10 protein-coding genes are annotated in these 15,802 nt (G+C 52.9%); all 10 read left to right on the top strand.

Annotated features, from left to right (window positions below):
* Nucleotides 1-231 precede the first annotated feature (231 nt).
* The 10 genes from ABV408_RS11290 to ABV408_RS11245 all read left to right on the top strand — a co-directional run bounded on the left by ABV408_RS11290 (nucleotide 232) and on the right by ABV408_RS11245 (nucleotide 15,722).
* A complete protein-coding gene (locus tag ABV408_RS11290; RefSeq protein ID WP_353979051.1) occupies nucleotides 232-1,995 on the top strand; it encodes an SLC13 family permease in 1,764 nt (587 codons plus the stop codon).
* Between the two features lie 338 nt (nucleotides 1,996-2,333).
* A complete protein-coding gene (locus ABV408_RS11285; protein WP_353979050.1) occupies nucleotides 2,334-2,750 on the top strand; it encodes a DVU3141 family protein in 417 nt (138 codons plus the stop codon).
* A 94-nt stretch (nucleotides 2,751-2,844) separates the two neighbouring features.
* Nucleotides 2,845-4,608 (top strand): polysaccharide biosynthesis/export family protein, encoded by a 1,764-nt coding sequence (locus tag ABV408_RS11280; RefSeq protein WP_353979049.1) that lies wholly within the window; start codon nucleotides 2,845-2,847, stop codon nucleotides 4,606-4,608.
* Nucleotides 4,609-4,729: 121 nt separating this feature from the next.
* On the top strand, nucleotides 4,730-5,542 hold the full coding sequence (locus ABV408_RS11275; RefSeq protein WP_353979048.1) for an ABC transporter permease: 813 nt from the start codon (nucleotides 4,730-4,732) through the stop codon (nucleotides 5,540-5,542).
* Between the two features lie 13 nt (nucleotides 5,543-5,555).
* On the top strand, nucleotides 5,556-6,221 hold the full coding sequence (locus tag ABV408_RS11270) for an ABC transporter ATP-binding protein (protein WP_353979047.1): 666 nt from the start codon (nucleotides 5,556-5,558) through the stop codon (nucleotides 6,219-6,221).
* A 22-nt stretch (nucleotides 6,222-6,243) separates the two neighbouring features.
* Complete coding sequence (locus tag ABV408_RS11265) at nucleotides 6,244-7,353, top strand: chain-length determining protein (protein WP_353979046.1); 1,110 nt, start codon at nucleotides 6,244-6,246, stop codon at nucleotides 7,351-7,353.
* Between the two features lies 1 nt (nucleotide 7,354).
* The gene (locus ABV408_RS11260; protein ID WP_353979045.1) at nucleotides 7,355-7,762 is read left to right on the top strand and encodes a hypothetical protein; all 408 of its coding nucleotides are present in this window, start codon (nucleotides 7,355-7,357) and stop codon (nucleotides 7,760-7,762) included.
* Between the two features lie 70 nt (nucleotides 7,763-7,832).
* Complete coding sequence (gene wecB / locus ABV408_RS11255; RefSeq protein ID WP_353982233.1) at nucleotides 7,833-8,903, top strand: non-hydrolyzing UDP-N-acetylglucosamine 2-epimerase; 1,071 nt, start codon at nucleotides 7,833-7,835, stop codon at nucleotides 8,901-8,903.
* 63 nt (nucleotides 8,904-8,966) lie between these two features.
* Entirely contained in the window at nucleotides 8,967-10,247 is a 1,281-nt protein-coding gene (wecC, locus tag ABV408_RS11250) for a UDP-N-acetyl-D-mannosamine dehydrogenase (RefSeq protein WP_353979044.1), read from the top strand.
* 234 nt (nucleotides 10,248-10,481) lie between these two features.
* Complete coding sequence (locus ABV408_RS11245; RefSeq protein WP_353979043.1) at nucleotides 10,482-15,722, top strand: glycosyltransferase; 5,241 nt, start codon at nucleotides 10,482-10,484, stop codon at nucleotides 15,720-15,722.
* Nucleotides 15,723-15,802: the final 80 nt, after the last annotated feature.

Below are 15,802 nucleotides of genomic sequence, written 5' to 3'. Positions count from 1 at the left end.
CGATTCGCGGACAGTCGCAAGACAAATCCTGACGTTTTATTCACCTTTCGTAGAGCACTTTACGTGGCGTTATCACACTTGTGTGCCTAGAATCGCGGTTCGGTCGATACGTGAAATCGATTCATTGAAATCGGCATAACGTCATAACTCAAAGGCGTTAATCGAGCGATTTAGGCGTAAAAGTCACGCCTCGAGTTTCGGCATCGATAACGGTAAGGAGGGGAAGTTGGCATGGGTATCGATGCCTGGTTGAGCATGGCGGCTGTGGTGGCGGTCCTGGGTACACTGGTCTTCACGCGCATCGCGCCGGACGCCATCCTGGTCGGCGCCATGGCGTTTCTGATCTTCACCGATGTGCTCACGCCGCAGCAGGCGCTGGCGGGCTTCGCCAATACCGGGGTGATGACCATCGCCGCGCTCTATGTGGTGGCGGCAGCGCTCAAGGAGACCGGGGCGATCAAGTGGATCGCCAGCCTGCTACTCGGCCAGCCAAGTACGCTGCGCCGGGCCCAGTGGCGGGTGATGCTGCCGGCATCGGTGCTGAGCGCCTTCATGAATAACACCACCGTCGTGGCGATGTTCATTCCCGCGATCCAGGACTGGTCCGGCCGCCTGCGCCTGCCACCTTCCAAACTGCTGCTCCCGCTCAGCTATATCTCCATTCTCGGCGGGACCTGCACCCTTATCGGCACCAGCACCAACCTGGTGGTCGATGGCCTGCTGCAGAGCCGCCACGGTATCTCGCTGGGCATGTTCGAACTCACCTGGGTGGGCCTGCCGATCCTGATAATCGGTGGCGGCTTCATCCTGCTGTTCGCCGGCTGGCTGCTGCCCCAGCGCGATGGCACCAGCTCGCAGCTCGACCAGATCCGCGAGTACAGCGTCGAGGTCGACGTACAGGCCGGCGGGCCGCTGGTGGGAAAGAGTATCGCCGAGGCGGGGCTGCGCAACCTGCAGTTCGGCTATCTCACCGATATCCAGCGCGGCGACGAACTGATGGCTGCGGTCCCGCCAGAAACCAAGCTGCAGGCAGACGACACCCTGATATTCGTCGGCGCGCCTGAATGTGCCCGTGAGCTGCGCGAAGTGCGCGGCCTGGTACCCACCAACGGCAACGTGCAGAAGCTGGAGATTGCCCACCATCGGCGCTGTCTGGTCGAGGCGGTGATCAGCCCCGACTTCACCGCGATCGGCCAGAGCGTGCGCGAATCGCGTTTCCGCTCGCGCTTCCAGGCGGTGATTCTCTCCATCTCCCGCCATGGGCGGCGGTTGGAAGGCAAGCTGGGTGACGTCGAGTTCCAGGTCGGTGACACCCTGCTGCTGGAGACCGGCCAGCAGTTCGTCGAGCAATACCGTTACCGCAAGGACTTCCTGCTCGTCAGCCAGCTCAACGACTCCACGCCGCCCAACTTCCAGAAGGCGCCGCTCTCGCTGGGTATTCTCGGGGTCATGGTGCTGCTCAGCGCCACCAACCTGACCTCGATTCTCGAAGCGGCCTTTCTCGCCGCCGGCGCCATGCTGGTGAGCGGCTGCCTGACCATGGGCAAGGCGCGCCGCTATATCGATCTCTCCGTACTGATCGTGATCGCCGCCTCGTTCTCGCTGGGCACTGCGATGAGTGAGTCCGGCGCCGCGCGGGCCATCGCCGAGCAGGTGGTGGGGCAGATCCATACCCCCTGGCTGGCGCTGCTCTTCGTCTATGTGATGACGGTGCTGTTCACCGAGATGATCACCAACAACGCCGCCGCGGTGCTGATGTTTCCCATCGCCATGGCGGTCTCCGATCAGCTCGGTGTCGACTTCATGCCGTTTGTCATTGCCGTCACCATTGCTGCCTCGGCCAGCTTCATGACCGCGCTGGGCTACCAGACCAACCTGATGGTGATGGGGCCCGGCGGCTACCGCATGCACGACTACCTCAAGCTCGGTGTCCCGCTCAGCCTGATCGTCGGCCTGGTCAGCGTTACCCTGATACCGCTGATCTGGCACTTCTAGGCGTAGCGTGAATATCAGCAACTATAGATGGAAGGCGCCCGGCAGGAGCGAGCTCGCTCGCGAAAGGCAAGCTTTCCCTGGGCAATAAGAGGAATTCGCCTTCGCGGTAGGCAAATCGGGCCCGGCCCAATACAATCGTGTGCCTTGAGGGCCATGGATTCGGCCTACTGAATGTATCAATGTGTTCGAGGGCAGGGATCTTGCCACCGGTTATTTTTTTGGACCGCCCTAGTGCTTTGGGCCTAATCCATTCCTGCAGGCCGATGCCTCCGCACGTATCGGGCATGTGCCCGTGCGGCGGGGCTCGGTGTCTTAGTCAATCGGGTTGATCACAAAACATGTCTAACGCTTTCCATGGGGTGTCCCGCCGCGTCGGTCGGTTAGGGAAATTCTTCCAGCTGGGGGTGCTCTCCGTCGCCATCGCCGGGTGCGCTACGCAGAGCCAGCAGGGTATTCACAACGTGCAGAACATGCGTGGTGCCGCTGCGCTCGGCCCCGAGATCTCCACCTTTCTCGATAACGCCACACCCGGCAGCATCGCCGCCTTCCCCAAGAGCCCGTGGGGCTCGAACGTCTCGGTGATCGTTCAGGAGCGCTACTTCGCCGCCAGCGGCAGGCTCTGCGCGCATCTGGATATCGCCCGCGAGAGCGGGGCAGCGCTGCATCAGGCCGAAGTCGCCTGTCTGGTCAAGAATAATGGCTGGTTCTCGCAGCGCTTGGTGACCCAAGTGCTGCCCGCGACCAGCAATCAGTAACAAAAATCCGCTGCAACCGCGCCCAGCGAGCCGAGTATCGTCAGTGACGATCCAGGCGGCGCGGAAGCCGCACGAACACCACAGGAAGTCTTGCATGAAACGTGCAGCATCGTTTTTCCGGGCCGGGTGCCTGGTGGCGGTAGCGTGCCTGAACGCCAACCTGGCGAGCGCGCAATCCTTCGATTCGGGTAGCGATATCCTCCCGCAGGGCCAGCAGGCCCAGTCCATGACCATGCAGCCCCAGGGCGCCAACGGTCAGAACGCCCAGCAGGCCGCTCAAGCTGCGCAGGCGGTGGATGACACCCCGCGTGCCAACTGGAACAGTGATCAGTACGGCCCGTTCGATCCCAACCAGGCTCAGATCGACCCCAATATGCTGCCGCCCTTCGGCGCCAACCTCTTCACTGGCGGTTTCCGTGGTGTCATGGCCGACGGGCTCAACCCCGCCTACACCATCAAGCCGGGCGACCAGATCAACCTGCGCGTCTGGGGCGGGGTAGAGATGCAGCAGGTACTGACGGTGGACTCCCAGGGTAACGTGTTCCTGCCGGGTATCGGTCCGCTCAACGTTCAGGGCACCTCCAACAGCGAGCTCAACAAGCGGGTCACCTCAGCGATCAAGTCCGTCTACCCGGAAAACGTGCAGGTCTATACCAATCTGCAGGGCGTGCAGCCGGTGGGCGTGTTCGTGACCGGCTACGTCAAGAATCCCGGCCGTTACTCCGGCACCCCCAGCGACTCCATTCTCTACTTCCTTGACCAGGCCGGCGGCATCGAACAGGCACTGGGCAGCTATCGCCAGATCGTGGTCAAGCGTAACGGCCGCGCGATCGAAACGGTCGATCTCTACGATTTCCTGATCAACGGCAATATGCCTCGTACTCAGTTTCGCGATGGCGATACCGTCGTGGTAGAGCAGCGCGGCCCGGCGGTCGCCGTGGTCGGTGATGTCGAGAAGCCGTTCCGCTACGAGCTGGCGGGCGAACAGCTCACCGGCGGCGATGTGACCAACCTCGCGCGCCTGCGCGCCGGCGTCTCTCATGTGTTGCTGCGTGGCAGCCGTCCCAGCGGCCCGATCGCCCGCTACCTGACGCTGAGCGAATTCCGCGAGGCCAACGTCGAGAAGGGCGATGAGGTGCTTTACAGCGCGGACCAGCGCGCCGAGAGCATCGTCGTACAGGTAGAGGGCAGCTACTACGGCCCCTCGCGCTACGTGCTGCCGCGTGACGCACACCTGGGTGAATTCCTCAACGCGATCAGCGTGCCCAAGAGCATGACCAGCTACAAGGACATCTCGATCCGCCGTGAGAGCGTCAAGGAGCAGCAGAAAGAGTCGCTCAACGAAAGCCTTGACCGGCTCGAGCAGACCTATCTGGGTTACCCCTCGCGCACCGCCAAAGAGGGCGAGATTCAGGTGCGCCAGGCCGAGCTGATCCAGAAGTTCGTGCAGAAGGCGCGCCAGACCCAGCCCACCGGGCGCCTGGTCGTGGCCCGCGGCGACAATATCGCCGATGTGCGCCTGCAGGATGGCGACGTGATCACCATTCCCGAGATCTCCGACTCTGTACTGCTGAGCGGTGAAGTCACTATTCCGCAGGCGATGGTCTTTACCCCCGGCATGAGCGCCAGTGACTACATCCAACAGGCGGGTGGCTTTACCCCGCGCGCGGATGATGACCAGGTGCTGGTGGTGCACAAGAACGGTGCCGTGGTTCATGCCGGCGATACCAAGATCCGTGCCGGTGACGAGATCATGGTGCTGCCTGCCGCGCCGACCAGCAATATTGAGCTTGCCAGCAGCATCACTCAGATCCTCTATCAAGTGGCCGTGGCGACCAAGGTCGCGCTGGACCTCTGATAGCGAGCACAGGACCCAGCCCCGTCCCGGTGACGGGGCTTTTTCTTGGTAGGGTCATCAGGAGAAGACGTGAAGAGACACTGTTCAAGGCGCTTTAGATTGAAGCCACAGGGGAGGTGTCATGAGTGACGTGACCAACGCCTCTCAATACAAACCCAGAAGCGCGCTGCGCGTGACCTGGGATGTCTGGTCGGCGATGACCCTCCGCGAGTTCATCGCACGCACGACCGCTGACCGCATGGCCTGGTTCTGGATGATTTTCGAGCCGTTAGCGACCATCGGCATCATGATCTTGATTCGCTCCCACTTGATGGGATCAAAACATATCTCCGGCGCGGATTTCGTGCCCTGGATGATCATCGGTCTAATGGGCTTCTATCTTTTTCGCGCCTGTATGATGCAGCCGATGGGGGCAATCAGTGCCAATAAAGGGTTGTTTACCTATCGCCAGATAACGCCGTTCGATGCAGTCATTGTAAGATGCTACGTGGAAGGGATGTTGCAGAGCTTTGTCTTTCTGCTGTTTATTCTGATCGGTACGTTATTCAAGCTAAATATGGTGGCTCACCACGCTTTTGGCGTGATGATGGACTGGTTTTCGTTATGGGCGCTGGGGTCCGGGCTGGGAATTCTATTCTCGGTCGTCAATAGCTTGGTGCCAGAGCTAGGGAAAATCATCAGGCTGATGACATTTCCGTTGTTGATTCTTTCGGGGGTCATCCTTCCAGTCAGTATGGTCCCGCATCAACTACAAGAGTATCTCGCCTGGAATCCGATTCTTCATGGCTTGGAAAACATGAGGATCAACTATTTCGAGTATTATCATTCGATTGATGGTATCGATATGACGTATCTCTGGTACTGGGCGCTAGGCAGCATGGTGCTGGGGTTGATGATGCATATTCGCTTTGCGCCACGCCTGAAGATGCTCTAGGAGAGGGTAAGGCATGATCGAAATCCAGAACCTCTATAAGCGCTATCATGGCCCCTTCGGCGGCGACTGGGTACTGAAGGATATCAACCTAACTTTCCCTGATAACGTGAGCGTCGGCTTGATTGGTCGAAATGGTGCGGGTAAGTCCACGTTGTTGCGTTTGATTGGTGGGATGGACTTTCCGGACAAAGGTACGATCAAGCGTAAGGCAAGAGTTTCCTGGCCTATCGGGCTGGCCGGCGGTTTCAAGGGCAGTATGACCGGGCGTCAGAACGTCAAGTTCGTTGCGCGCATTCATGGGGAGCGCAAGAATTTGCACGAGCTCATCCAAAGAGTGCAAGACTTCGCCGAGATCGGTAAATCCTTCGATGAACCGGTGAGCACCTACTCCTCTGGCATGCGCTCACGTCTGGCCTTTGGGCTTTCACTAGCGTTCGATTTCGATGTTTATCTCTCCGATGAAGCGACGGCAGTAGGGGACAGAGCCTTCAAGCAGAAGGCCAGTGAGGCTTTCAAGGCTCGGGTCAATACCGCTAGCTTGATCATGGTCTCTCACAGCGAAGGTATCTTGAAAGATCTCTGCCAGGCAGGGGTGTTATTGGAGAAAGGGGAAGCGACCTGGTATGACGATGTGAATGATGCCATCGCCCAATATCATGCCGGCTCTGGCAAGAAATAATTTATAGAGTAGGATGTTTGACGTGAATAAACAGTTTAATCGAATTGTGGGTGTTGCCAAGCGGCAGCCCCATTGGGCCATGTGTATAATCTTCATCGCGGCGATCAGCTTTTATTGGGCATTATGGGCGTCTGACCGCTATGTTTCTCATGCCCATGTGATTCTGGAAAGTCCGCAGATTTCCACGCCAGAGCTGAGTTTTAGTTCGTTGCTTTCCGGCGGGGGCGGCAAGAATACCGCAGATATGCTGCTGCTGCGTGATTATATGCTCTCGACGGATATGCTGCATTATCTGGAAAAGAATGCCGATTTTCGGCAGCACTATGTCAATCACGGCGATGTTTTTAGTCGTTTGCATGATGAGCAAGCGCCGACAGAAAAGCTACTCGATTATTATCATGGAATAGCGCATGTGGAGCTTGACGAATATGCCGGTGTCTTGAGGCTCGATATCCAAGCTTTTACTCCTGAAGAGGCCAATAAAATTGCCAACCTGATGCTGCAGAAGGGCGAGCAGCATATGAATGAGATGGGGCAGCGGCTGGCCGAACAGCAGGTCAAGTTCTTAGAGAAGCAGACGAACGTGCTGGAGCAGCGCTTCGAGAAAACTCGGCAGGACCTGTTGGAATTTGAGAACGAAAATGGTCTCGCCTCACCCACTGCTACTGTAGAAAGTCTGGGGACTGTCGTCGCTAAATTGGAAGGCGAGTTAGCGAGTCTGAAAGCCCAGCGTGCCGCCATGGCAAGCTACCAAAGCCAGAACTCACCACAGATGGTGAGTTTGAGAAGCCAAATCACCGCGTTGCAGAATCAAATCGATGAGCAGAAAAAGCGCTTGGCAGCACAATCTGGCAATGCACTGAATGCGGTATCTAGTGAATACCAGACGTTGCAGCTACGAGCGCAGTTCGCTCAGCAGGCATACTCAGGCACGCTCGCTGCATTGGAGAACACCCGGGTTGAAGCCGCTCGTCAGCTAAAACAGCTTTCTGTATTGCAATCACCGACAATGCCGGAGTATCCAGAAAAGCCAGAACGCATCTATATGATTGCAGTATATACCGTAATTGCGCTTTTCCTTACCCTAATCATCAATATGTTGATTTTGATTGTTAGAGACCATAAGGACTGAGATGATGAATGCTGTTGAGACAATTCGGAATGCCGAGCATTTCGTAGCCCAGTGGTATCTCGACCAATATCCAGACGTAGCAGCAAGCGGGATGGATGCGGCAGTTCACTACTGCAAATATGGATGGGCCTTAGGAAGAGATCCCGGTCCAGATTTTTCCACCTCTGACTATGTTTCGAAGCACCAAGATTGCCTAGACAAAAAAATCAATCCACTATTGCATTTCATGTTGGGTAGTGCGATCGCATCTACAATAATGGATAAAGCTTCTTGTTCGAGCTCGCTCGATAACTCTGCTTCTAGACTCTATCGAATAGAGGTTCAGCTCAACGAAACTCAAGAGCTACTGGAATACTACTACTCTAAATGGCAAGATTTGGAAATTGAAAAAGTTTACGGAAGAAAGTGATACGAGGCTAGCAGTGGATACCAAACGCAAGATACTGACTGTTTTCGGCACGCGGCCGGAGGCCATCAAAATGGCGCCCTTGGCACTTCGGTTGAGTAATGATTCTCGCTTCGATGCTCGAGTTTGTGTCACTGCTCAGCACCGCGAGATGCTGGACCAGGTTTTGTCACTGTTCGACTTGGTGCCTGATTATGACCTTAACGTCATGAAGCCGGGACAAGATCTCAGCGATGTAACCTGTGGTATTCTTCAAGGCTTGAAGCCAGTTCTAGAAGACTTCAAACCAGACGTGGTACTTGTGCATGGCGATACAGCAACCACATTTGCGACCACTCTGGCTTGCTATTATCAGCAGGTGGCAGTAGGGCATGTCGAGGCCGGTCTGCGTACCGGCAATCTCTATTCGCCATGGCCTGAAGAGGGGAACCGCAAACTGACCGGTGCTTTGGCGGCGATCCATTTTGCCCCGACTCCGACTTCCGAGCAAAATCTTCTCGCTGAAGGTGTCAAGCCAGAAACCGTACATGTCACGGGTAACACGGTCATCGACGCACTACTCGATGTCGTGCGGAAATTGGATGCTAACGCCGCTCTTTCCGAAGAGCTCGCGGCCCGCTTTCCCATGCTTGAGAGTGACAAGAAATTGGTTCTGGTCACTGGGCACCGCCGAGAAAGCTTCGGCGGTGGGTTCGAACGCATTTGTGAAGCATTGGCGCGTACGGCTACCGACAACCCGGACGTACAAATTCTGTATCCCGTTCACCTCAATCCAAATGTGCAAGAGCCCGTCAATCGGTTACTGGCGGGTATCGATAACGTATATTTGATCGAGCCCCAGGAATATCTACCTTTCGTTTACTTGATGAACCGGGCTCACGTCATTCTGACGGATTCAGGTGGTATACAGGAAGAGGCGCCGTCTCTCGGTAAACCTGTGTTGGTCATGCGTGAAACAACAGAACGCCCGGAAGCAGTAGAAGCAGGCACGGTCAAACTCGTAGGAACGAGTAGTGATCTGATAGTGGACGAATTGAGTAAATTGTTGAGAGATAAGAGAACGTACGAGGCTATGAGCTACGCGCATAACCCTTATGGTGATGGGAAAGCCTGTCAGCGTATTCTTGAAGCATTGGGTCGGTAATATTTCCATATTTAATATTTCCATATTTAATATTTTCAATGATTGTGCAAAAAGGAAAGGTTAATGAATTTCGAACGGATTTCGATGATTGGCTTAGGGTATATTGGCCTGCCAACTGCTGCAGTATTCGCTTCGCGCAAGAAAAAGGTCATCGGGGTCGATATCAATCAGGCTGCAGTGGATACGATCAATAAGGGCGAGATTCACATCGTTGAACCCGAGCTGGATATGGTCGTTCACGCTGCGGTTACTCAAGGTTATCTGCGCGCCACGACACAGCCAGAGCCCGCAGATGCTTTCCTTGTAGCAGTACCCACACCATTTCATACTGATGAAAATGGCCAGAACCATAAAGCGGATCTCAGTTATATCGAGTCTGCGGCAAAAGCGATTGCTCCCGTGCTGCAGCCCGGTAATCTGGTGGTGCTCGAGTCTACCAGCCCAGTAGGCGCTACAGAGCAAATGGCGGCTTGGCTAGCGGAAGCTCGACCAGACCTGACATTCCCCCAGACTCACGGAGAAAACTCGGATATTCGGGTAGCACATTGCCCCGAACGTGTACTGCCGGGGCACGTCATTCGAGAACTGGTCGAGAACGACCGTGTCATCGGCGGAATGACACCGAAATGTGCGGAAGCTGCCTGTACTCTATACAAAATAGTGGTAGAGGGGGAATGTGTTCCTACTACTGCTCGCACAGCAGAAATGGCAAAGCTGACAGAAAATAGCTTCCGCGATGTCAATATCGCTTTTGCTAATGAGCTCTCTACCATTGCTCATGAACTCGAAATCAACGTTTGGGAACTCATCGCGCTAGCGAACCGACATCCGCGAGTCAATATACTCTCTCCAGGGGCTGGCGTTGGTGGCCATTGTATCGCAGTCGACCCCTGGTTTATTGTCGATGCATGCCCGAAGCAAGCGAAACTGATTCGCACCGCGCGGGAAGTCAATGACGCTAAACCTGAATGGGTACTTGGGCGGGTAAAAAGCGGCCTAGAGTACTATCATCAACAGCATCCAGATGCTAAGCGTAGCGATCTCACCGTCGCCTGTTTAGGGGTTGCGTTTAAGCCTGACATTGATGATCTTCGCGAAAGCCCAGCTTTAGATATCGCGGAACAAATTGCCAAGCTGGGTTGCCAGGTTCAAATTGTGGAGCCTAACATCCAAGCGGTGCCGCGGAAGCTGGAAAAGTCTAATGTACAGTTAGTCGACCTAGAGCAAGCATTGGCGCAAGCCGATGTGATTTGTGTGCTGGTTAAGCACAAGCCTTTTGTCGAAAGCGTTGCGTTTTTAAGAGCAAAAGAAACCGTTATCGATGCGGTGGGTTTGCTGGGTTAGTAGAGTTTTTATTGCGACGCTGATTTGGTTTCGTGCGGGTGGGTTTGGTGCTCATCCGCATTTTATTTGGTTTTCTTTTGGTCTATTCGTGGAGTTTTCCAAAAAATCCCTGCTTGTAAGCAGGCTTGCCGCTTTAATATTTAGTAGGTTTTTCCAGGTGGCATGCTTGTTAAGTAATGCCTTTGTTTTTATATTAATATCGTATCATTTTTAACTCCCTCTTTCTGGATATTTATGGACGAGCTGATTTCGTACGCCACAGATTTAGCGAATAATTCTACCCAGGCCGTGTCTCTGCCTATCCCGGGTCGAGTCGCTTATGTGGTTAGTCACGGCCAAAGTTATGCCAGCAATGGTTATGCTGTGCGCACTCAGAGGGTCGCGTTTGCACTTAATCAGCATGGGTTTGAAACGCTGTGTTTCGTTCGTCCGGGAAGGCCCTGGGAGTTGGATCAACAACAGTTTGGCGAATCAGAAATAGAAGTTGACGGGGTGCGCTATATTCATCGATCTGGGGTTGAATATAATCCGCGCGATGAACGAAAATATTTAAAAGATAGTGCTGATTATCTGGTAAGCGTTTTCAGGGTTTATCGTCCCAGTTTGGTTATAGTGGCTTCCAATTATATCATCGGACTGCCTGCGTGGGTTGCGGCTAAGCGATTGAGCTTGCCTTTTTATAATGAGGTCAGGGGGTTTTGGGAGCTCTCGCAGAGTGCGCGAGACTCTAGTTATGAGAACACGACTAATTTTAAAATGGAGCGAGAACGTGACGCATTTGTTGCTAAGCAGGCTAAGAGCGTATTTACCCTGAATTCGCCCATGAGAGAAGAGCTTGTGCGGCGGGGCGTGGCTTCAAATATCGAAATCGTGCCAAATGCGGTAGAGCGAATCCCTGATGTTACCGAGCTAGACATTATCTTGCGCCAGCGTTTGAATATTGATCAACAGGATAAAGTTGTTGGCTACGTAGGTAGTGTCAATTCATATGAGGGGTTGGATGATCTGATTTCCGCCTGCCAATGCCTTCGCTCTCGGGGAAGCAAAATAAAGCTAGTTTTAGTAGGGGATGAACAGCCTGTTACGCATGCTGTACAAGCTAAAACGGAAATAGCTAAAGGGAAAGCTTGCGAAGACTCGGTTGCCGATGACTGGCTTATCCAAACCGGCAGGGTCGCTCCACAGGACGTTGCAAGTTATTACTCCATTATTGATGCCATCGTAATACCTAGGAAAAAATTACCGGTATGTGAGCTCGTGCCACCCATGAAAGCGGCCGAGGCACAGGCTTATGGTAAACCGCTAGTTGTTACCGATTTGCCTGCTCTTCGCTCTGCTTGTTCTAATAGTCCTCATACTATTTTTGTGACGCCTGGTGATGTGGCATCCTTAGCGGCTGGCATTGACTCGCAGCTCAACAGAAGCGCTAGCCCTCAAGTTCTGCCATCACTGCCTAATTCCTACGACTGTGTACAAAACCTTGTAAAATTGATTTCCAATGACGCAGGCCTAGAGCCTGCATTTAAAGCTTGCCAAGGTGGTGGCGAATTCCATTCAAGAGAAGCGAAAAGACCTTTTGTGGAATATGCGACAGCTAGCTCTTGGTTTTACCGTGAAGGTAGGCTGAGTGATACCAAGCTAGCGCTTGATGATCTGGTAAGCCAGGGTGTCAAGTTTGACAAACCCAAACGCGAGTTCAGAGATTTCGTGGGAGGACTTTGTCGACTGAAAGGTGGGATTTCGCTTCCTCCTCGGCAACCCAATCCCGGATTTATGACGAAGCGAAAACATGCTTTGTACTGCTTGCATCAGTCCGTGCCTCATACTACCAATGGCTATGCGACTCGCTCCCACGGCATCGCGGTGGGTCTGCAAAGAGCCGGTTGGCATGTGCGTGTAACTACACGCCCAGGCTTTCCTTGGGATTTGGGTGTCAAAGGTTTAACTAAGGGATATCACATTTCGGAAGTGGATGGTGTCACTTACGCTGCCTGTGCAGGTTGGAATCTTGCAAAAACACCTTTGGATTTTTACCTTGCTGAGGCAGCCGATCACTATGTTCGGGAAGCCCAGACCAGTGGGGCGGAAGTTATCATTGCCGCTTCCAATCATATTACGGCATTGCCCGCACTGCTTGCAGCGCGTCGCCTAGGTTTACCATTTGTGTACGAAGTGCGAGGCTTATGGGAAGTCACCCAGGCCTCCACGCAGCCCGATTGGGCTGGTTCCGAGCGGTATCACTTAATGCGTGAATTGGAGCAACAGGCCGCGCTCGAGGCTGATTTGGTTATTACTCTGACCAGTGAGCTGGCCGAAGAATTAGTCTCTTGGGGAGTACCTGCCCAGCTTATTGAAGTTGTGCCCAATGCGGTCGACGCCAAGCTCTTTCGCCCTGCAATATCTGACACCAATGTCGCTCGTGAGCTTCAGCTTCCGCCTAGCGTGCCCGTTATTGGATATGCGGGTAGCGCAGTAGCCTATGAAGGGTTGGAGCTACTGCTGGATGCATTGGCCAGGCTCAAGCAGAAAGGCCAAGAATTTGTCTTTGTCCTTGTTGGCGACGGTAAGGTGATTGAATCAGTTAAATCTAAGGCTAAAGCACTGGGTATTGACGCTCATTGTCGTTTTACCGGGCGGGTCCCTTTCGATCAAGTTTCTCGTTACCTTTCTTGTATGGATATCATGCCGATCCCACGCTTATCTTCTGCGGTGACCGAGATGGTCTCGGCTCTCAAGCCCTTGGAAGCGATGGCGATGGGCAAAGCGGTAGTGCTATCGGATGTTTCACCCCATAAGGTCATGGCCGGTAATGGCGAACGCGCTCAGTTGTTTAATAAAGATGATGCCGAAGACCTTTGTCGAGTCATTAAATTATTAATCGATGAGCCTGAACGGCGTAGTGAGCTTGGCCGAGCTGCTCGTCAGTGGGTCGAACAGGAGCGCACATGGAGCCATGTAACATCGCGCTATGCAGATGCTTTGCAACAGTTAAAATATAAAATCGCCCCGAAGCGCCTTTTGCAAGCTAAGCGGCTTGATAAGGTTACTCTTGGCTTGATCGCCGACAAATTTACCACCGATACGCTGGCTAGTGCCGTGAAGGTAGTCCCGCTTTCACCGAATAATTGGTATAAAGAAATTGAGCAGCACTCTATTGATGCTGTATTTGTCGAGTCAGCTTGGAAGGGTAATGATGGGCAATGGTATCGCAAGGTAGGTCACTATGGTGAGGAGGAGTTTTCTGCACTTAGCGATTTGTTAAATAACTGCCGAGAACGGGGCATCCCGTCTCTTTTCTGGAATAAAGAAGATCCTGTTCATTTTGATCGTTTTCGGAAAGCGGCATCTCTTTGCGATCATGTCTTTACCACCGATAGCCGCCGAATTATTCCCTATCTCGCTACCGCCGGCGCATTGACGCAGACCGCTAGTAGTGCTCCTTTCTACGCTTCGCCAAAAATTCATAACTTATTGCCTTCTACAAGAGGTTGGCAGCCTACCGCGGCTTATGGTGGTACGTACTACGGCAAGCGCTATCCTGAACGCACTGAGTATATGGATAAAATCATGAGTGCGGCAGCGCCTCTTGGCCTGACGATCTATGATCGCCAGCACGATGATCCTAACTCTCCTTATAAATACCCTGGAGGTTTAGGAGGCTATGTTGCTGGAAGTCTAGACTACGAACAAATGATCCAGGCGTATAAAGCCCACCCCGTACAGATCAACGTCAATTCGGTGTTGGATTCTCCAACAATGTTTTCGAGGCGTGTTATCGAGGCTGCTGCCTGTGGTGCGCCGTTGATTTCCGGACCAGCGCTGGGTATGAACCGATATCTTGAGGGTGCTGGGCATATCGTGCGAACAGAAAGCGATGCTGCTCAAGCACTGGAGAACTTGCTTCAGCATCCTGCTTATCGATGGCGTAGCGCGCTTAAAGGGGCGCGTGCGGTGATGCGTTCCCACACGACTGAGTTGCGCCTATGCCAAATGCTACGTACTGCTGGGTTCGAAATTGAAGCCCCTCAGCCGCCTGAAGTAGGGGTGATAGCATCGAAAGTCACATTGGTTGCTGCGAAAGGAATCTTGACCCAAACGTTACGACCAACAATGGTGTTCGCTGAGCAGTGGGAACCCAATGCCAGAGAGCTTTTGCTAGAGATGGGTATCGAGTGTGCGACCTCTGCGGATCAAACCATTGACTATAATAGTTTGTGGGTTTTGAGTAAGACCCGAGAATTGGAATACTTAGAACCAGAAGATTTTGAAGACCTAGCATGGCCCACATTCTATGCGTCGCAAAAACGTATTGGCTTTATTCGCGATCCAATTTTGGCAGAAGGTCAGTGGCCAGGTGTGGCTTTGAAAGGAGGCGAGATTGATGATGGACTACAGTTGGTTGTTGCTCCTTCCAAAATCAGGATATTTGCGCTAAAACAATGGGCTGGAAAACAGAGCTCTTTTGCTATTCGTAAGCCTGATGCCTCACATGATACTCCTCCTAACGTTGTGCCAGTCAAAACAGTCGTCATCGCGGGGCACGATCTAAAATTTATCAGGCCATTTTACCCTTATTTTACCAATGCGGGGTTTAGACTTCTTTTAGATTTTTGGTCCGGCCACAACTATCATAACGAAATCAGTAGCAAACGTCTGGTTAAACAGGCCGATACGATCTTTTGCGAATGGATGCTGGGTAATGCGATTTGGTATGCTAAAAATAAACTCGACTCTCAAGCCCTGTTTGGAAGGCTGCATGCACAAGAGTTAAGGAGCCCTTTGTTCGAAAAGATTCAGTTTGATCGTTTTGATAAGGTGGTTTTTGTTGGTCCCCATATGCTACGGAATGCGCAGAAACGTAATGCCAGTTTAAGTAATAATGCTATATTAGTATATAATGGCGTGGATGTAGAGAAACTGAGATCTGTTCCAAGAAAAAAAATGGACGCTAAAGTGCTCGGTTTGGTAGGAATGGTTCCGCGCAGTAAACGTTTGGATCTTGCATTAGATGTCTTGAGGGAATTGCGTAGAGAAGATCGTGGGTATGTTTTGAAAGTCAAGGGTAAGCGTCCTGAAGACTATCCCTGGATGGCTAATAGATTAGATGAAATGGAGTGGTATAGGGAGCAGTACCGTCGTCTAAATGAGGATCCTTTGCTCAAGGACTCCGTGATTTTTGATCCTCATGGCGATGACATGCCTCAGTGGTATTCTGAAGTGGATTACATACTTTCTGTTAGCGACCATGAGAGCTTTCACCTTGCGATAGCTGAAGGTGCATCTGCTGGTTGTTATCCCTTAACTCTTCCTTGGGAGGGTGCTGATGAAATCTATCCGAAGAATTGGATATTTAAGAGCACTCAGGCAATGGTTTCGGCTATTTTGAACGCTGATCTCAGTAGCCCAGGAAATGAAGTTTCTATTTTTAGTATTGACGCGGTGGCAAATGATCTTATCGGGATTCTTGGCAGCTGATTGGCAGTGTGATATTTAATGTGTTGCCGTTGATTAGGTTTGTTGCTCTACTGTAAACTAGCTTGTCGGAATTGATTTTT

This window comes from Salinicola endophyticus (genome assembly GCF_040536835.1).
Lineage (GTDB): Bacteria > Pseudomonadota > Gammaproteobacteria > Pseudomonadales > Halomonadaceae > Salinicola > Salinicola endophyticus_A.
The sequence above is the reverse complement of the archived record's forward strand: the minus strand, read 5'-3'. Positions and strand labels throughout refer to the sequence as shown.